Origin of the sequence: Tatumella morbirosei (assembly GCF_000757425.2) — a bacterium.
Classification (GTDB): domain Bacteria; phylum Pseudomonadota; class Gammaproteobacteria; order Enterobacterales; family Enterobacteriaceae; genus Tatumella; species Tatumella morbirosei.
In genome coordinates, this window is record NZ_JPKR02000003.1 from 656,317 (window position 1) to 675,563 (window position 19,247).

Annotated in this window: 17 protein-coding genes; 3 read left to right on the forward strand and 14 right to left on the reverse strand. The window is 52.6% G+C overall.

The window, feature by feature from the left end; genetic code table 11:
* Positions 1-32: 32 nt before the first annotated feature.
* Both fhuE and HA49_RS05920 read right to left on the reverse strand, forming a co-directional pair.
* The gene (gene fhuE, locus HA49_RS05915) at positions 33-2,312 is read right to left on the reverse strand and encodes a ferric-rhodotorulic acid/ferric-coprogen receptor FhuE (protein WP_038021147.1); all 2,280 of its coding nucleotides are present in this window, start codon (positions 2,310-2,312) and stop codon (positions 33-35) included.
* Between the two features lie 327 nt (positions 2,313-2,639).
* Positions 2,640-3,593, reverse strand: a complete 954-nt coding sequence (locus HA49_RS05920) for an aliphatic sulfonate ABC transporter substrate-binding protein (RefSeq protein ID WP_038021149.1) — start codon at positions 3,591-3,593, stop codon at positions 2,640-2,642.
* A gap of 210 nt (positions 3,594-3,803) precedes the next feature.
* On the opposite strand from HA49_RS05920, the gene HA49_RS05925 reads away from it, so the two are divergent.
* The 3 genes from HA49_RS05925 to HA49_RS05935 all read left to right on the forward strand — a co-directional run bounded on the left by HA49_RS05925 (position 3,804) and on the right by HA49_RS05935 (position 6,719).
* Positions 3,804-5,009: a multidrug effflux MFS transporter gene (locus HA49_RS05925; RefSeq protein ID WP_038021152.1), complete on the forward strand. Its 1,206-nt coding sequence runs from the start codon at positions 3,804-3,806 to the stop codon at positions 5,007-5,009.
* A gap of 68 nt (positions 5,010-5,077) precedes the next feature.
* Entirely contained in the window at positions 5,078-5,728 is a 651-nt protein-coding gene (locus HA49_RS05930) for a carboxymuconolactone decarboxylase family protein (protein ID WP_038021154.1), read from the forward strand.
* A gap of 139 nt (positions 5,729-5,867) precedes the next feature.
* The gene (locus HA49_RS05935; RefSeq protein ID WP_038021156.1) at positions 5,868-6,719 is read left to right on the forward strand and encodes an aldo/keto reductase; all 852 of its coding nucleotides are present in this window, start codon (positions 5,868-5,870) and stop codon (positions 6,717-6,719) included.
* 113 nt (positions 6,720-6,832) lie between these two features.
* Here HA49_RS05935 and HA49_RS05940 read toward each other — a convergent pair whose 3' ends face one another.
* The 12 genes from HA49_RS05940 to HA49_RS05995 all read right to left on the reverse strand — a co-directional run bounded on the left by HA49_RS05940 (position 6,833) and on the right by HA49_RS05995 (position 19,219).
* Positions 6,833-7,849, reverse strand: coding sequence for a 1-aminocyclopropane-1-carboxylate deaminase (locus tag HA49_RS05940; protein ID WP_038021158.1), 1,017 nt, complete (start codon positions 7,847-7,849; stop codon positions 6,833-6,835).
* A 420-nt stretch (positions 7,850-8,269) separates the two neighbouring features.
* Positions 8,270-8,767 carry an Lrp/AsnC family transcriptional regulator gene (locus tag HA49_RS05945; protein ID WP_046791691.1) on the reverse strand — a complete coding sequence of 166 codons (498 nt, stop codon included), beginning with the start codon at positions 8,765-8,767 and terminating at the stop codon, positions 8,270-8,272.
* Positions 8,768-9,057: 290 nt separating this feature from the next.
* Entirely contained in the window at positions 9,058-10,656 is a 1,599-nt protein-coding gene (locus HA49_RS05950; protein WP_046791692.1) for a rhodanese homology domain-containing protein, read from the reverse strand.
* Positions 10,646-11,251 (reverse strand): cysteine dioxygenase family protein, encoded by a 606-nt coding sequence (locus tag HA49_RS05955; RefSeq protein WP_038021160.1) that lies wholly within the window; start codon positions 11,249-11,251, stop codon positions 10,646-10,648. The genes HA49_RS05950 and HA49_RS05955 overlap by 11 nt, the downstream gene beginning before the upstream one ends.
* Entirely contained in the window at positions 11,248-12,012 is a 765-nt protein-coding gene (ssuB, locus tag HA49_RS05960; RefSeq protein WP_038021162.1) for an aliphatic sulfonates ABC transporter ATP-binding protein, read from the reverse strand. The genes HA49_RS05955 and ssuB overlap by 4 nt, the downstream gene beginning before the upstream one ends.
* A complete protein-coding gene (ssuC, locus tag HA49_RS05965) occupies positions 12,012-12,854 on the reverse strand; it encodes an aliphatic sulfonate ABC transporter permease SsuC (protein ID WP_084706374.1) in 843 nt (280 codons plus the stop codon). Before ssuC ends, ssuB begins: the two co-directional genes overlap by 1 nt.
* On the reverse strand, positions 12,854-13,834 hold the full coding sequence (locus tag HA49_RS05970) for an ABC transporter substrate-binding protein (RefSeq protein ID WP_046791693.1): 981 nt from the start codon (positions 13,832-13,834) through the stop codon (positions 12,854-12,856). Before HA49_RS05970 ends, ssuC begins: the two co-directional genes overlap by 1 nt.
* Entirely contained in the window at positions 13,831-14,817 is a 987-nt protein-coding gene (locus HA49_RS05975; RefSeq protein ID WP_038021163.1) for an ABC transporter substrate-binding protein, read from the reverse strand. Before HA49_RS05975 ends, HA49_RS05970 begins: the two co-directional genes overlap by 4 nt.
* A complete protein-coding gene (locus tag HA49_RS05980; protein ID WP_038021165.1) occupies positions 14,817-15,902 on the reverse strand; it encodes an LLM class flavin-dependent oxidoreductase in 1,086 nt (361 codons plus the stop codon). The genes HA49_RS05975 and HA49_RS05980 overlap by 1 nt, the downstream gene beginning before the upstream one ends.
* Positions 15,903-16,073: 171 nt before the next feature.
* Positions 16,074-16,973: an N-acetylmuramoyl-L-alanine amidase gene (locus HA49_RS05985; RefSeq protein WP_038021167.1), complete on the reverse strand. Its 900-nt coding sequence runs from the start codon at positions 16,971-16,973 to the stop codon at positions 16,074-16,076.
* Positions 16,974-17,474: 501 nt separating this feature from the next.
* Positions 17,475-18,782: a PQQ-dependent sugar dehydrogenase gene (locus HA49_RS05990; RefSeq protein ID WP_038021169.1), complete on the reverse strand. Its 1,308-nt coding sequence runs from the start codon at positions 18,780-18,782 to the stop codon at positions 17,475-17,477.
* Positions 18,779-19,219 (reverse strand): DUF2231 domain-containing protein, encoded by a 441-nt coding sequence (locus HA49_RS05995; RefSeq protein ID WP_038021171.1) that lies wholly within the window; start codon positions 19,217-19,219, stop codon positions 18,779-18,781. The genes HA49_RS05990 and HA49_RS05995 overlap by 4 nt, the downstream gene beginning before the upstream one ends.
* Positions 19,220-19,247: the final 28 nt, after the last annotated feature.

Genomic DNA, 19,247 nt, shown 5'->3' on the forward strand with positions numbered 1-19,247 from the left:
GAATGCCCCTGACGGGGCATTCAGCAGGCTGATTAGAAATGATAACTGGCCGACACAGAAACATTGCGTGGTTCGCCGTAGATAAAGTTACGACCCACATCGATATTATATTTCTTGTCAAACAGGTTATTCAGGTTCGCCTGCACAGACAGGTTTTTGGTCACGTGATAGCGTCCAAACAGATCCACCAGCGCATAACTGCCCTGATCCGCATACAGGTAGCTGCTACCGCCAGGTCCGGCAACGCTGTCCCAGGTATGGTTCTGCCAGTTGACTCCACCACCCACGGTCAGCTCTGGCATCGATGGCAGACGATAACTTCCAAACAGTTTGAAGGTCGTCTGAGGCTGAGTCGGCTGAAGCGCATTGCCGCTACCATCTTTCGCCACATAGCGGGTGGCGCCAAACGTCAGTTGCAGGTTATCAGTGACTGCACCGTTAATCTCAAATTCCACACCACGGCTGACGGTGCCGTTCTGCTCGTAGTAGGCATAATCGGTACTGCCCTTAACAAATGAGTAATCTGTCGCTCCGATATGATCCTGTTCGATACGGAACACCGACAGATAGGCACTCAGACGGCTGTTCAGCCAGTCACCCTTAATTCCTGTTTCGTAGCTTTTACCGGTGATTGGGCTCAGATACGCGCCGTTGGCATCACGATAAGCCTGAGGCTTAAAGATTGACGTGTAGCTGGCATAGGCCGAGTAAGTATCATTGATGTCATACACCAGTCCGGCATATGGCGTGATATTGTTCTTCTCCATATTCTCGGTCATGGTATCCGCTTTATACTGAGTATAGCGGGCACCGAGGATCAGGTGCAGCGGATCGGCCAGTGAAATACGGGTCGCCAGATAGGCAGATTTCTGGTGGATGGTATTATCCCCTGCCAACGTCTGCGGATCCCAGTCCGGTTCCGGATAGTCGCCCCAGTGATTAAAGTCACCGACATCTGCCGAGGTAAAGCTGGTGGAAGCGCTGTAGTAACGGTTGTTCTGCCGGATATAAGTCACACCCAACATCATTTCATGTTGACGACCAAACAGTTCATACGGACCACTTGCATAGGCATCAATATCGTTCTCATGGCGAATGGCGGTATTATCACCGGTACCGCCCAGCAGGTCATAACCCGCATAAGGCCCGATACCAATTCCGGTAGTTTTGTCGAAGTAGCCGTCGATATACAGCAGCTTACTGTCCATTTCGGCTTCACTGTGGGTACCGGTCAGGTTAAATTCCCAGCCGTTTGCCAGTTGCTGTTTCAGGCTGGCAAACACCGTACGGTTATGCACGTTATTGTAAGCCCAGCTGGGTGACAGATTGGTGCTGCGTTTGTAATCGGTTTTGCTGCCATCCAGATAGAAGGTGGGTAATCCGCCCCAGGTCGCACCATGTACCTGCGTTTCTTCGTAATCATATCCTAAAGACAGAGTGGTAGAGTCGGTCAGATCGGCTGCCACAGTGCCATAGAAAAATTTCTTCTGGGTATGGTAATCATCCAGCCAGCTTCCGCTACGCTGATACCCGGCCACCACACGACCACGTACTCTGCCGTTTTCACTTAAAGGCCCGGAGAGATCGGCGACGTAACGCTGATTACCCCAACTGCCGTAGCTGGTATTTAAGTTACCCTTAAATGTTTTACTATCGGCCTGTTTACGGATCATATTGACCGAGGCTGCCGGATCACCAACCCCGCTCATCAGGCCGGTGGCACCACGAACTACTTCAACGCGATCATAGATGGCGGTATCTGACAGGGTGTCCCCCAGATTCCAGACCGAATCTTCCAGAACCGGAACGCCGTCTATCTGGTAGTTATCAATTTTGAATCCACGGGAATAATAATTACTGCGGTTAGCCCCTGAGTTTTCCTGAGTGATACCGGTGGTATTTTGTAATACATCTGACAGCGTATCGAGTTGCTGATCCTCTATCCTCTGTTTCGTAATCACACTGATGGACTGCGGAGTATCTCTGGCAGTCAGTGCCATTTTCGTCGCAGCACGCGTCAGTGGCACATTGTAGTCGGTAGGTTTTGGTGCACCGGAATCGTTTGCCTGATCCTGCGCAGTCACTACCAGGGTGCTGCTTTTACTGTTGATGGTATTCTGCTTACTGCTCGCGGGTTGGCTGTTGGCCGCATTGCCTGAAGATGTCACTGCATCAGCCGCCACCCCCTGTGGGACATGCAACACGGAAGCAATAATAACAGCAAGTAAAGACAGCGACGGGATACGACCTTTCACAGAATCGGCAACAGGGGAACGGGCCTGTTGTTCAGTTCGTCTGGCAGCAAAAAACATTATCGTCCTCATTAGAATTATATTCGGTTATATCGATAACCGGCTTATTGCGCGCAGCAAAACAGACAGGCCCGATGAGTGCCCCACCTTCCGGTATACGGGCTTAACCAAAGAGATCAGGAATTCGCTAACGCACAGTAAAGAGAATGAGAAGTATAATCATTTTTATTGTCAGTTCAATATGAACCGATTGAACCCCGGGTAACAAAAAGTGTCTGAAGATTCTTGCGGGGAATTTTTGGCTGTAAGACCTTAACAGGACAGGCAACTGTCATCAGCCAACCGAATCCGGCAGCGCTGTAGTTACAGCCCTGCCATCATGATGAATTAAGGTGTGGAAGGCTGCCAGGTAGCAACCTGCCGGGCATTTACCGGTTTTGGTAGTAATTTAGCCTGATAAAACACGTCAGCAATCTTTTGTTGCTCCGCCAGGTCATTGTTTTTCACCGGCTCTACCTGATAACTACGGTAAGCATTAGCTTTTTCTATGGTAGCCAGTGGCAGATTTCCCCACAATGGAGATAAGATTTTCGCTGCGGCCTGCGGATTAGATTTCAGCCAATGGGATTCCTGTTGCAGGGCGTGATAAACCGTACTGACGACTTCCGGATGAGCCTTTACATACGGGCTGGCAACCAGATAATAGCGCTGGTAGCTGGCCAGCCCTTTACCGCTGACCAGCACCCGCGCATGCTGCTCCTGACGGGCACTGGTCACATACGGCTCCCATGTCACCCAGGCCGCGACACTGCCATTTTCCAGCGCTGCCCGACCATCAGCAGGCGTCAGCCAGGCCGGATCAACATCTTTTAACGTTAGTCCCGCCTGTTTGAGTGCAACAATCAGCAGATAATGGCTACCGGCTGCTTTAGTCACTGCGATTTTTTTCCCCTTAAGTTCTGCCAAACTCTTCACCGTCGAACCGTCAGGCACCAGGATAGCCTGTGCCTCCGGAGATGGGGTCTCACGGGCATAATAGGTGAAATCTGCCCCGGCGGCCTGAGCGAACACCGGCACGGTATCTGCCACATCGGCGGTAATATCGACATTACCGGTATTCAGTGCCTCTAGCAGGGGGAGACCGCTGGTAAACTCATGCCAACTGACAGAGGTCCCCTGCCCGGACAGCGCTTTATCCAGCGTCCCCTGTTGTTTCAATAAAGTCAGTAAGGTTGAAGATTTTTGGTAGCCAATCCGCAATGTTTGTTCAGCCCGGGCGGTAGCACTCACTCCCAGACTCAATAACAATCCCCCGGCGACCATCGACAACAGAAATTTCATGTTAATTCCTCTGAAAACAAAGAAATTATGATATAAGCGTCGTGGTTACCGGCAAAACATCGCTTTCAGATAAGCTTTCCCGGATTTTGCAGCAGCCGCAGCAAAATACTATTTATGAGCGGGACTCATAGCATCTATCCGTTTCCCCCTGATTATCTGCACTCCGAAAAGCATTATTCTTTGAGCCCTGCTTATTTTCGCCGGAGCCCTATGCTTAACTCATCTGCACAACCTTCCGCTGTATCATCTGCCAAACCCACCGGCGTGGTGTTTGTAATTATCCTGAGTGCCCTGATGGCTGTTACTTCACTGTCCACCGATATCTACCTGCCAGCGATGCCACAGATGAACAGCGATTTACGGGGTAATTCTGAACTGACGATTAGCGGCTTTTTAGCCGGGTTCTGTATTGCCCAGCTAATCTGGGGACCGCTTAGTGACCGTTATGGTCGCCGGTCCCCGCTATTTATCGGGATTGTGCTGTTTATTGTGGGTTCCGCCGGGTGCGCCCTGTCTTCAGATATGACACAGATTGTCTTCTGGCGAGTTTTTCAGGCACTCGGAGCCTGCACTGGACCGATGCTGGCCCGGGCCATGATTCGGGATCTGTTTAGCCGCAGCCGCGCAGCACAAATGCTCTCCACGCTGATGATTATTATGGCCATCGCGCCGATAGCAGGTCCGCTGATTGGCGGACAAATGATCAGGTTTACCAGTTGGCACTCTATTTTCTGGTTACTGGTGGCTATTGGAGCCGTATTGTTGCTGGCACTGAATTTTCTGCCCGAAACCCTGCCGGCAGAACGCAGGGTTAATGTTTCGCTGGCCGGGGCTTTTCGTCACTATCTGCGCCTGCTGCGGGATGCTGCCTACCTGCGTTTCACGCTGTGCCTGACGTTTTACTATGTGGCCGCCTACGCCTTTATCACAGGCTCACCCTGGGTTTACATCCGATATTTCGGCGTCGCACCGCAATTCTATGGCTGGTTGTTTGCGGTGAATATTGTCGGTCTGATGGCTGTCAGCATGCTCAACCGTCGGCTGGTGCATCACTACCCCCTGGAAAATCTGCTCAAAATTGCTGTGGCTGTCGCCCTGCTGGCGGCGCTGACTCTGGGCGTTGCGACAGCACTGAATATCGGTGGGATCACACTCATTATTGTGCCGGTCTTCATCTTTTTTTCGATGAACGGAATTATCGCTGCGACCTCGACGGCCTGTGCCCTGGACCAGGTCCCCGAAATTGCAGGGTCGGCCGCCGCACTGATGGGCGCTCTGCAATATGGCAGCGGCATCATTTCGTCTTTGCTGTTAGCCCTGTTCAGTGACGGCACCCCCTGGACCATGGGCTGGATAATCGCTTTGTTTGCCTGTGCCAGTGCTGTGATGGCCTATACTGCCCGCACTACCGCATAAGACCCCGAGTCATCATTGTTTTCAGCGCGACTGATGGTTCACTTAATTAACGCCAACAGGAGTTACCCATGTCACGACAACCCGCTGCTTCTGAGACACTTTCTGCAATACAACAGACCATTCCGCTGATGGGCTGTTATGTAGCGACCAGCCGGATGGAATTGCTGGAAAACCAACTGGAGTTGGCGCTGAACGCCGGGCTGACACTCAGTGAAGCTAAAGAAATTCTGGTCCAGTTGTATGCCTATTGCGGTTTCCCACGCAGTCTGAATGCGCTGGGACTGCTGATGAAAGTGACTGAATCACGTAAACAACGCGGAATTCAGGATGCCGAAGGCACAGAGCCCTCTGCGCCCGCGCCAGTCGGCGAGGCTCTACAACGACTGGGTTACGAAAACCAGAGCATTATCGCCGGCGGCCCAGTGGCAGGTGCGTTGTTCGACTTTGTTCCGGTCATTAATCAGTTCCTGCAGACCCATCTGTTCGGTGACATTTTTGCCCGCGATAATCTCGACTGGCAAAGTCGTGAACTGGCGACTGTCGGAGCACTGGCAGCGACAGAAGGTGCAGAATCGCAATTACTGGCCCATACCCGGGCAAGCCTCAGAGTGGGTCTCAGCACGGGACAACTACATCAACTGATTGAAGTACTGCGTCCCGTTGATAACAGCGCCGCTTTACGAGCTGAAGCCGCATTACATCAGGCCAGTGCGGCATAGCCATAAAACAGCCAGTTCCGGGCAGTGAGCTTTATTGCCGATGATAAATCCTGATCTTAACCCGGGGCGGTTTAGACGGGTTATCGCCATTTATCCACCGGGGAAATAATTTACCCTTCCAAAGTGAAAGGAGAACATCATGAACTCAGTAACACTCAATAACGGCATCGACATGCCTCTGCTCGGGTTTGGTGTATTCCAGATGACCGATGCCGCCGAATGCGAGCGGGCGGTTCTTGATGCCCTGGACAGTGGCTACCGGTTGATTGATACCGCGGCCTCTTACCAGAATGAGACTCAGGTCGGAAATGCGCTCAGGCAGAGCGGAATTGCCCGCGATGAGCTGTTTATCACCACCAAATTATGGTTACAGGATACCAGCTACAATGGAGCAAAAGCACAGTTCGAACGATCCCTGAACCGTCTGCAACTGGACTATGTTGACCTGTATCTTATCCATCAACCCTATGGTGATGTGCATGGTGCCTGGCGGGCGATGGAAGAGTTGCACCAGGCCGGAAAAATCCGCGCTATCGGCGTCAGTAATTTCCACCCTGACCGACTGGCAGATCTTATCGCCTTTAACTCTATCGTTCCGGCGGTGAATCAGGTCGAGGTGAATCCGTTCCACCAACAATTGCAAACCGTCCCCTGGATGCAGAGTCGGGGGATTCAACCGGAAGCCTGGGCACCATTTGCCGAAGGCCGTAACGACCTGTTTAACCATCCACAACTGGCCACTATCGGTGCCGGCTATGGAAAATCGGTAGGCCAGGTGATCCTGCGCTGGTTGTTGCAGCGTAATATTGTGTCTCTGGCAAAAACCGTACGTAAACCCCGAATGGCTGAAAACCTGGATGTGCTGGACTTTGCTCTGACTGCTGAGGAAATGTTGCGAATTACCGCGATTGATACCGCGACCAGTGCGTTCTTTTCACACCGTGACCCGGCGCGCGTGGAGTGGATTACTCAGCGGAAACTGGATGTCTGACCCCAAGCTCATGTTCACGGCGAAGCTGCCTGACTGATCCCCATTGGTCTCTGACTGCTGTGAACGACCGCCGGTTCCTCTCACACCGAACCGGCGGCAATCAGGGGCGGAGATTAACCGTTACGGAAAATGTAGCTGTAGGCACTCAGGGCCGGAGCGCCCCCCAGGTGGGCGTAGAGAACTTTCGAACCCTCCGGAAATTCCCCGTTACGAATCATATCAATCATACCATGCATTGATTTTCCTTCGTAGACCGGGTCAGTCAGTACCCCTTCGGTTCGGGCACACAACCGGATAGCTTCCAGCGTTCCTTCATTAGGCAGCCCGTATTCCGGTCCACCGTAGCGGGTATCCAGCACGATATCTTCTTCGGTAATTTCACGCCCCAGTTCCACCAGTTCTGCGGTATTTTTCGCAATTCGCAGCACCTGAGCTTTGGTTTTTTCAGGTTTGGCCGAAGCATCAATACCAATCACCCGGCGGGAACGTCCGTCGGCTGCAAAGCCTACCACCATCCCGGCATGGGTACTGCCCGTCACGGCACAGACCACAATATAATCAAATTTGAAACCCAGCTCTATCTCCTGCTGACGGACTTCTTCGGCAAAACCGACAAAACCTAACCCCCCATAAGGGTGTTCTGAACAACCGGCAGGGATTGGAAAAGGTTTACCGCCCTTTTCTGCTGTCTCTTCCATCGCCTGTTTCCAGCTTTCCCGGATACCGATATCAAAACCGGCGGCATCCAGCCGGACATCAGCCCCCATAATCCGCGATAACTCAATATTTCCCACCCGGTCATACACCGAATCGGAATAATTCACCCAGTTTTCCTGAACTAACACACATTTCATGCCCAGGTGTGCAGCGACGGCAGCGACCTGGCGGGTCTGGTTAGACTGAACCCCACCAATAGACACCAGGGTATCGCAGCCCTGAGCCAGAGCTTCAGGGATCAGGTATTCGAGTTTACGGGTTTTATTGCCACCAAACGCCAGCCCACTGTTACAATCTTCACGCTTGGCATAAATTTCCACTTTACCGCCTAATTCTGCGCTCAGCCTTTTCATGGGCGTAATCGGGGATGGTCCAAATGTCAGCGGGTAGCGGGGGAATTTTTCAAGATTCATTTTTATCTCCTGGGATGTCGGGGCCATAAACAACGGTGGTTTATCGCGCTGAATGCTGTACCCATTCACCTTATCTCAGTCGTTATTTTTGTAAATTTCGTTTTATCAACCTTTATTATAATTAAATTTCCTTTTGTAAATTTAATTATGTAAAACATTTCCCATGATGAGGTAATTAAGAAATTTTATTACTCATCAAGCCATGAGGTTTTTGTGCGCTTTGTGCCAACCGGGATAATTAACAAATAACTATCAGTAACTTACCCCCCCATCCCTGCGCGCATGCCACAAAGAGGGCCAGCCCATCGATTTTCGGGAGATCTGGGCAGTGACGGGTGATAGGAAATAGTTATTACAGGGGCTGGAGAACAGACTGAAAATCAAGGCCGCCAACAGTGGGCGGCGATAGCTTAAGGGAATTCAGAGCGGGATTTGCGTGGTAGAAAACACTTCGCGTAAGCCGATAAAAGAGCGAATTTGCCGGACTCCGGGCAGGAACAGCAACTGTTCGGCATGTAGCTTATTAAAACTCTGGTTATCCGCAGTGCGAATCAGCATGATGTAATCAAATTCGCCACTGACCATATGACATTCCATGCAGCCACGAATCTTATTCACTGCCCCTTCGAAATCTTTGAAAGATTGCGGTGTCGACCTGTCGAGCACCACACCTATCATTACCACCAGTCCGGCTTTCAGTGCCTGTGGATTTAGCAAGGCTACCGTACCGCTAATATAGCCCTGATGTTTCAGTCGCTCTACCCGGCGCAGGCAAGCAGGTGGACTCAGGTTTATCATCTCCGCCAGTGCGACGTTAGACACCGAACTGTCCTGTTGCAGGATTTTGAGAATAGCAATATCAAAGCGATCCAGACTTTTATCGCTGTCTGCCACCTCGCGACTCTTATGATCAGCCATTGTTCGGTCACCGTCCTGCTAATAAAAACCATCGTGAATTCTTATAGTTAAACTCACCCCTGTATCGATTCAGTTATCCTGTCACCGGCTCAGATAAAAATCAACCCGCCGTGGGACGGCTCTCAGTCAGCAAAACCAATATCACCCGCAGGCCACAATACAGCTAACGAATAAGGGTAATGCAACCAGCCGGCAAGTCTCAAAGGATTGATCAAATGAATCGCGGAGATGAAGCGGGGTGAACAGCCAAAGCTACCCGCCGGTCACTGACCGACGGGCTCACGACGCCATCAGATTACAGTGAAACCGTGGGTGGCGTCTTTTTCCAGTTGGTCGACCAGACCATATTCCCAGTCCAGATAAGCCTGCATAGCCTCTGGTGCAACATCGGTACCCTCGTAAGGCCGACGATAGCGGTCTTTACGTTCTGAAAGTAACCAGCTTTCTCCCCGTTCTTCCGGCAGACCTGCGGCTCGCCATGAGGCATTGCCTCCTTCCAGAAGAAACACAGGCTTGCCTGTCAGTTGCTGAAGCTTACCCACCGCATAGCGCGCCAGCAGGCTGCTGCCACAAGTGACAATGTAACGTTCCGCCTCCGGAAGTCCTCCCTCTTCGGCAAGCTGAGGGAGATCGGCCCTCAGTACCCAACCGGCCCCGGGGATATGACCTTTGACATAGTTAGCACTGGTAGTGAAATCAAAGATCTTCGTTCCACCCGCTGCCAGCCACTGCTCTGCTGTCCTTGCATCAATCTGCGGATACTGTCCGGCTTCCGCCACCGGCACCCGCCACTCGCCCCGCTCACTGAACTCACTGCTATCCAGTCCGCTCAGTACCGCCACCTGCCAGTTCATCTGAGCCAGCCAGGATGCGGTGATATCGGCCCGGGTGTACAGATCATCCACCAGCACAATCCGTGCCCCACGAACGCTGGCATAATGGTCGGTTTCCTGGACCAACTGCCCCCCCGGCACATGACGCGCGCCTGGTAAGTGGCCCGCCACATACTCTTCAGCACTGCGGATATCAAACAGATAAGTCGTACGGTCCGCTTGTTGCTGCCACTCCCGCAACTGTGTCAGTGAAATATGACTTACCCCGGCCAACTCTGCGACACGCGCTGCCTGCTGTGAAGACCGGACCCGGTTTTCCGCCGACAGTTCGCCATACTGACGTGACTGCCCGTGCTCCAGGTCTTGTCCCGCCAGGGTCCAGCCAATCGTCCCGTTACGTAATGCGGCTACCGGGTTAGTGATTCCGGCATTGACCAGGGTCTGAGTGCCGATAATGCTACGGGTACGCCCGGCACAATTGATAATTACCTGAGTTTTTTCCGACGGCAGTAAATCGCGGATACGCAGTAACAGCTCACCGCCTGGCAGGCTAAGGCTGCCCGGGATATTCATCGTCTGAAATTCGTCATAACGGCGAACGTCGAAAATCCGCAAATCGGCGCCACTTGCCTGCAACTCCGCCACCTGTTGCGCAGACAGTGACGGGGTATGCCGCTGATGTTCCACCAGCTCGCCGAAGGCTTTTGAGGGGGAGTTAACATCGATAAACAGCTGCTCACCCGCGCTGCGCCAGCCTTCCAGTCCACCCTCTAACAGGGAAACGTCGCTATAGCCCAGTTTATGTAACAATTTAGCCGCCGGTAATGCCAGCCCTTCGCCATCATCGTAGATGACTACCGGCGTGTTGCGACGCGGAATCCGCGAAAAAAGTTCAATTTCCAGTTTAGACAGCGGCAGGTTCACGGCAAAGAGTGGATGCCCGGTAGCATAAATGGCCTCTTCCCGCACATCCACCAACGCCAGTTCCTGTTGTGCCAGCAGTGTCTGGCGAATATCCGCTGCACTACGCAGCGCAAAATGATGTTCATGACTCATGAGTAGATAATCCCCAGATATTAGGTAAACGCTGATTGGCATAACCGGAAATGAACAGTTTTTCACTGCCATCAGGACGGAAGGTTGCCCGTGAAACCCGACCGATATTGCCGCCGTAAACATGAATGCTGACCGAAACCCGGTCCTGAAACCTATTAGATACCTGGTGAATATCGCCTTCAGCCGGCGAGAGTGTCTCAACATCGCCAGGATTCAGTACCACAGCTTCACCTGAAGGTGCCAGGCCTTGACTGTCACGGATAAACGACTGCGATTTTTCCGACCCCCGCAGCATGCCAATCAGGCCCCAGACCCGGTGGTCATGTACCGGAGTCTGCTGACCGGGGCCCCAGACAAAACTGACCACCGAAAAGCGTTCCGCGGAGTCAACATGCAGCAAATACTGCTGATAGTGCTCCGGATGTGGTACGGCGAACTCATCATCCAGCCAGTCATCTGCGCTGACCAGCCGGGCCAGCAAAGGTGCACTGTGCTGCAAAATAGACGCTTCATCATCCGCCGGAAAGCGCTCCAACACCTCAGAAAGCTCACGGATAAATCCGGTAAGTCGGGGATAATTCTTCTGTTGGCTCATGCGATTTTCCTCAGACTGTCAGTGGATGCCGGAGTCAGAATATGGTTCAGTACTTCCGCTTCGAGTTCTGCCAGCCGGGCATTACCACGACGGCGGGGACGAGGAACATCGATGGTCAGGTCAAGGGTCACTTTGCCTTCATCAATCAGTATCACTCTGTCCGCCAGCGCTACCGCCTCACTGACATCATGGGTAACCAGAACCACGGTAAATCCGTGTTCCTGCCACAATGATTCGATCAGGGTCTGCATTTCGATACGTGTCAGCGCATCCAGTGCTCCCAGCGGTTCATCCAACAGCAAAAGTTCAGGACGGTGAATCAGTGCCCGGGCCAGTGCCACACGTTGTTTTTGGCCGCCCGATAATGCCGATGGCCACTCTTTGGCGCGGTGAGCCAGCCCGACGGCTTCCAGCGCCTGTGCAGCATCAGACTGCCATTGCCCTTTCAACCCCAGACCAACATTGTCCAGTACGCTTTTCCACGGTAACAGCCGGGCTTCCTGAAACATTAACCGCGTTTCCTGCTGCGACTCCTGCAAAGGACGGCTGCCGCTTAGAAGTTTGCCGCCATCTGCCTGTTCCAGCCCGGCCAGCAGACGTAAAAAGGTACTTTTACCACAGCCACTGCGGCCGACCACGGCAATAAACTGCCCTCCGTCTACCTGCAGATCGATATTGTTCAGTACGGTTCGGTCGCCGTATCTTTTGCTGATATGCTGTATATTCAGTGGCGTCCCGGCCGGTGATTGTTGAATAGTCATTAGTTTTTCTCCTTAGACTGGTAAGCCGGATGCCAGCGAAGCCAGACCCGTTCCAACAGTACGGTGCAGACATCAGCCAGTTTTCCAAGCAGCGCATACAGAATAATGGCGACCACCACCACATCGGTTTGCAGGAACTCACGGGCATTCATTGCCAGATAACCAATGCCGGAGTCAGCAGAGATGGTTTCGGCCACGATCAGCGTCAGCCACATCACCCCAAGGGCGTAACGGACACCGACCATAATGGACGGTAAGGCCCCCGGTAAGATCACCTGACGAAACAGGCTGAAACCCCGTAACCCATAGCTTCGGGCCATTTCCAGTAATCCGCGGTCGATGTTACGGATTCCGTGATAAGTGTTGAGGTAAATCGGGAACAAGGTACCCAGCGCCACCAGGAAGATTTTGGCGGTTTCATCAATCCCAAACCATAAAATCACCAACGGGATCAGTGCCAGGTGCGGGATATTGCGCAACATCTGTACCGAGGTGTCCAGTAACCGTTCACCGATGCGTGACAGCCCGGTGATAAATCCCAGTAATAAGCCGAGGGAGCCGCCAATCGCGAAGCCAGTTAATGCCCTGGCGGTACTGATCGCCAGATTACTGCCGAGTTCACCACTCAGTGTCATGCGCCAGAACGTTTTACCGATAGTGACTGGTGCAGGCAGTATTCTGACCGACAGCCAGCCAATCTGTGCCGCCAGTTGCCACAGCACAATCACGACGACCGGTAATGCCCAGGGAACCAGTGCATTCACCAGCCGTTTTCGGACGGCCCGGGATTTTTCGGCGCGCTGAGTTTCAGGCTCCGGGGTATCCAGTGAGAAAATTGCCATTATTGACCTTCCTGTGCGGGAGTAGCGGCTGCGGCAGAACTTACGTCTGGCGCAGGGAGTATAAAACTGTGATCAAAGGTGGACGCTACCTGAATACTCTTAGGTAGCAGTCCGCTCTGGTGATAAAAATCAGCGGTCTGTTGCTGCTGGACCACGGTCTGTGGGTCAATCGACTGCCAGACCATATGGCGTCGGGTAAACGACAGTTTGACGGCCTCTGGCGGGAAACCGATGATTTTTGACAATGTCTGACTGTAGCTGTCCGGATGCTCGTTGGCCCATTGCTGAGCGCTGGCCAGACGTACCAGAAAATCCTGTAAGGCTTTGCGCTTGGCGGGATTGGCCAGCGCCGTATCGGTGGCAGCGACATAACTGTTTCCGGCCCATAAGCCACGGCCGTTCACCAGTACCCGCATGTGATCCTGAGTTTGTGCAAAGGCGGTGTAAGGTTCCCAGGTCGCCCAGACATCGACCGAACCACGGACCAGCGCCAGTTTGGCATCTGCCGGACCGAGAAAACGGAAATCCACATCACTGGCTTTCAGCCCGGCACTGGCCAGCGCCTTCAGTGCCACAAAATGGCCGATCGACCCGCGGTTAGTGGCAATACTTTTACCTTTCAGATCAGCCGCTGAATGGAGCGGACTGTTGGCATTGACCAGTAAGGCCGTGCCGTAAGCATCAGATTTTGCCACCGCAATGGCTTTCACCTGTGCACCACCGGCTTCAGCGAATAACAGCGGCGCATCACCGATAATACCGGCGTCCACTGCGCCCGCATTCAGCGCTTCCCCTAACGGAGCGGCTGCAGGAAACTCTGTCCAGCGGATGTGATAAGGCAGATGCTGTAAATCACCCGCTGCTTCCAGTACAGCACGCATCCCGCCCTTCTGGTCAGCTATCTGTAAAGTCACTTCTTCTGCCTGTACGCTGGCTGCTGACACACCCAGTAATATCATTAACGCAGTGATCCTTTTCATGGTTGCTCCTGAGTGGTATTTGCCGGCGTCGCTGCAATCTTGTCAGCGCCTGTTGCCAGACTGAAATCAAAGGCACGGCTGACATCTACCGCTTTAGGTAATACTTTTTCCTGGTGGAAAACGTCTGCAGAATGTTGCAATGCTGCCTGAATGGTCTGGTTGAAAACCACCGGTGAAATTCGCGCGCTGGCGATCCATGCACCAGTCACATTCTGTGGCATATGCAATTCATCAGAGAGGGCCACGGCGAATTGCTGCGGATGCTGTTGCGCCCAGCGTTGCGCCCGTGCCAGACGGGTCAGTAAATCGACGATAGCGGCGCGCTTAGGACTGTTAATCGCATCCTGACGCGCCAGAACAAAGGAGTAACCACTCATTATTCCCAGGCCTCCTCCTTCCGGTACCCGCTGCGCATGATCAAGGATTACCGCGGAAGAGAGATAGGGTTCCCACGGGGCCCAGGCATCCACCGATCCGGAAGCCAGCGCAGCACGACCATCGGTCGGGCTAAGAAAGCGTAATGTCACATCGGAAGGTTGTAGCCCTGCCCGTTTTAGTAATCCGAGCACCAGATACTGCCCCCAGCCACCGCGGTTAACCGCAATGCGCTTTCCCTTTAAATCGGCAAGTGAGTGAATTCCTGCTGCGGGCCGTGAAAGTAAGGCGATGCTGTCAGGGTTATTTTGCCAGGCACCGACCGCTTTGACCGGTGCGCCGGCAGCATAGACATACAGAAATGGCAAATCACCGGTAAACCCAACATCCAGTGCTCCTGCATTTAATGCCTCCTGCACCGGTGCACCGGAATCAAAGGAACTCAGTTGCAGATGGTAGGGAAGATGTTGCAGTTCTCCTGAGGCTTTCAACGCCACCAGACGGTCCCCTTTTACATCCCCCACCCGCAGCGTGACTTCATCTGCGGCATGAATCAGCGGGGAAACCAGCGCCAGCAATAACAGTGCCAGCGGTGTCCGTTTAATCATCAGGCAATCCTCGCCAGCGCGTCTTCTGCGGCCACCTTTTCACGGGTCAGTGGTAACAGTGCCTCGCCAAACTCGCGGGCATCGTTAAGCGGATCGAAACCACGAATCAGTACGTTTTTGATCCCCAGCCGGTAATATTCCAGTAATGCGTCAGAAACCTGATCAGCGGTACCGACCAGCGCCGTTGAGTTGTATCCCCCCGCCACCAGTCCGGCCACGCCGGTCCATAAATATTTATCCAGCCACTCCCCCTGCGCCGCAGCATCACGCAGCCGTTGCGCACCGGTACTCTGAGGTTTAGGTAATCCAAAATGGTGGCCGGAATCTGCCAACTGTTTTTTCGCCAGCTGATAAATATGAGCGGCTTTTTCCCGGGCTTCCGTTTCGGTGGCACCAATTATTGGCCGGAAAGAGATACTGAAGTCGATGTTACGCTGATGGCGGGCGGCACTGGCACGCACTGCGGCCACCGTCTGGGCAGCCCCTGCCAGCGGTTCGCCCCACAGAGCAAATACATCCGCATGCTTGCCGGCAACTTCTATCGCCTCGGCAGAAGAACCGCCAAAAAAGACAGGCAGACGGGGCTGGGCAGGCTTAATAGCAGAGAAAGCCGCTTCGGCCTGATAGTATTCGCCCTGATGGTCATAAGGACGGGAACGGGTCAGGCTCTGTTGCAGCACATCCAGAAACTCATCGGTACGGGCATAACGTTGCGCTTTATTCAGATAATCGCCGTCACGCCGTTGTTCGGCATCACTGCCGCCACTGATAATATGAACCGCCAGACGACCGTCCAGTAGTTGATCCAGGGTAGCCAGTTTGCGGGCCGCCAGGGTTGGCGAGACAAATCCCGGGCGATGGGCCAGCAGAAATTTAATCCTGGAGGTCTGGCTGCCAGCCAGTGCGGTCACCAGAAATCCATCAGGTTGATCGGACCAGTAGCCCACCAGAATACGGTCAAACCCGGCCTGTTCGTGTACCCTGGCAAATTCACTGATATAGTGTTTATCAAACACCGGCCCTTGTGCCGGAATGATCTCGGATGCCAGGCGATGCCCGATCATCCCTAAAAAATTAATACTCATGAGATCCCCTTTGTCATGATGCCGGCGAGTTACCAGCCGATAAGGGGCATCATATTCACTGGCTTATCATGAGTGAAATTAATTTTTTAGCTAAGCTAATATAAAAATAACGCATAATAATCCCGACTTTACTGAGTGGTTCGCAAGGTTATCCTCCCGGTTCTGACCGCGTTATACGGTAAAATAGCTCTCAATTCCGCCGGCAATCGCCTTTGCCATCTTCATTCTGAACTGACGGGTTCCCAGCAAATGCTCCTCCTGTGGATTGGTAATAAAGGAGGTTTCTATCAGGACCGAAGGTATAGAGGGGGATTTCAGCACCACAAATGCTGCCTGCTCGGGGTGATAACTGTGCATGGTATGCACGGTACGAATATGTCCAATCATATGCCGGCACAGATCCAGGCTACTTTTAATATTCTGATTTTGCACCAGATCAAAAAATACCCGTTGTAACTGAGCATCTTTGGTCTGCACGTTAATATCTGCGTAATCATCGGCGGCATTCTCCCGCTGCGACAGATAACGGGCCATGGTACTGCTGGCCCCGCGGGTGGACAATGCATATACCGATGCACCATGTGCCTGCGGGCTGGTAAAACCATCGGCATGAATCGATAAAAACATATCTGCATTGTGCTGATGCGCGATATTGACCCGCTGATACAATGGGATAAAGTGGTCATCCTCGCGGGTTAACCGCACTTCAATATGCCGGTGGTTAGCGAACAGTGCCTGCAAATTATGAGCAATTTCCAGCACTACATGCTTTTCTTCCTCTCCTTTTTCGCCAATGGCCCCCGGATCTTTACCGCCATGGCCAGGGTCTATCATTACCAGTTTGCGGGCCCGTGACTGCATAGCCCCAGGTGACGTTGTCACCTCTACTGCACCAGGCGTTTGTGAGGGGGTTCTACGCCCCATCGAAGGCTGTTTTTCTGCACTACTGTGTGCAGGAGACAACGGAGTGAAAGTCAGAGTCGCAAATTCTTCTTTTGCCAGCGCCGGCAGGCATAAAGCCAGACCGGATAACAGAAAATGGCGCCGGGCCAGAGTTAAGGGTTTTTTCATCGTGTTTATCAGGTTCCTGACACGGGATCGGGTAAACAGGGATAGACTGATAAGTATATCGATGATCCAGGTAACTTTTTTGCTGTTTGTTTTGCAAAATACGTCAGCCTGCTATACCGGAGGTTGTTTCTGGCAGGAGAATTGTCTCAGTCAACAGCAAAAACATACCCAAAGTATCATGGCCCGGACAGCCTGTGCCCTTAACAACAGAAACCGCGCTAACAGAAACTACCGCACTGGAAGACACAGGAAAAGACCATCAGACAGCACCGCCTGTCAGAAAATCTGACAATGCTGTTAACTGTCTAACGTAATTATGGAAAATGAATAGTATGGCATTGATCACAGACCGAATTTTGGTCAACCCGTACAGGCCTGTGTGATAGGGAATCACTGGCAAACCAGTCCGGCAGGTACATAGTTGAGTGCGGGTCACGCCAGCACCAGCAGCGTGCCGCCGTGACCCGACTTATGTTAACTGTAACCGGTAAAACGGCCACCTTACTGACTGGCTGTTACCCGCCAGACCGCATTTCCGACATCATCGGCAATAATCAGTGCACCCTGCTGGTCCTGCATCAACCCGACTGGCGCACCATACAACTGTTTCTGATCCTCAGAATAGAAGCCGGTGACGACCGGTTCAGGCTTGCCGGTGGGCTGACCATTGTTAAAGGCCACATAAGAAACCTGGTAACCACTCAATGGTGAACGGTCCCAACTGCCGTGTTCACTGATAAAAGCCCCGCCGTGATATTTCTGCGGTAATGACTGGCCGGTATAGAACCATAACCCCAGCGGTGCCACATGTGACCCTATCGCATAATCAGGTTTTAACGCTTTTTCTACCAAATCAGGTCGCTGTGGCATGGCCCGCGGATCAACATGCTGACCATAGTAACTGTAAGGCCAGCCATAGAAGCCGCCTTGTGTTACCGAGGTCAGATAATCCGGCACCAGATCCGCACCGATTTCATCCCGTTCATTTGCGATGGCCCAAAGTTTTCCGCTGGCGGGTTCCCATTGCAATCCGGTCGGATTACGGATACCACTGGCATATATCCGGCTGGCACCGGTATCGGTAAATACCTCAAGAATATCTGCGCGGCGATATTCTACTTCCGGGCCATTTTCGGTCACATTACTGTTTGAACCGACCCCGACATATAACCGGGTACCATCCGGGCTGGCCAGCAGTGATTTGGTCCAGTGGTGATTAATGGTGTTGGGTAAATCAGCCAGTTCACTGCCCGGATCAGTAATTTCGGTCTGTCCGGTCTGATAAGGGTAGCGCCAGATACTGTCGGTATTGGCGACATACAATGTGTCACCAATCAGTTGCACCCCGAACGGGGAATTCAAATGTTGCAGAAACAGATGCTTTTCCCAGCCATTCGCTGTATGCCGTAACAAGGTAATCTGGTTGCCACCTTTGGCGCCTTTACCGGACTTATTTTTCACCAGTGAGGCAATCATTTGTTTCGGTGTTGTCACCGCCTCTGTGCCCGGGCTGTTACTTTCCACCACCAGTACATCGTTGTTCGGTAACACGTAAATTTGTCGCGGATGCTTCAAGTCTGAAGCGATTTTCTCAATTTTTAAGCCTTCCGCAACTTTCGGAGTTGCACCTTGTTGCCAACCTGCGGCATCCGGCACCTGCATTGGCGGTACCAGGAAGTTTTTCGCCACCGGCAGATGCGGGTCACTTCCGGATTGTTGTTGCGGAGTAAGTTTTGCCTGCTGATCACAGCCAGTCAGCCCTAAAGCGATGATGACCGCCAACGGGGCCAGTTTCAGCGTTTTATTCATGGTCTGCCTCCTGCAAAATTACGTGACCGACCGCTCACCACCAGGGCACCCAATGCCAGGAAGATGACAGTAATCACTGATAACACCACATTTTCCGGTACTACTCCGTAAGCATCGCGGCTGTGGACGAAAGCATTAAAAATGGCAGCAATAATGGCCAGCACATTCAGCCAGAAACTTAGCCTTTGCAAACGCCGGCCAGGGTAGTCAGGCCCGGTCCAGACCTGTACCAGGTTAATCAGCCGCGGAATAATGGCAAACAATAACCCCAGGGTAATCAGCCAGCTGGCGGATTTCTGCCAAAGTATCTGACTGCTGTACGCATAGGTGATATCGAAAATCAGCGCACCCACAAAAAATCCATAAGGAACAGGGTTCAGCAATTCAAATATCCCCGTAGCCAGCACCGACCCCCGTCGCCTTTCAGGTACATTCATATTAAGATTCCTTATCTCTGACAGAATG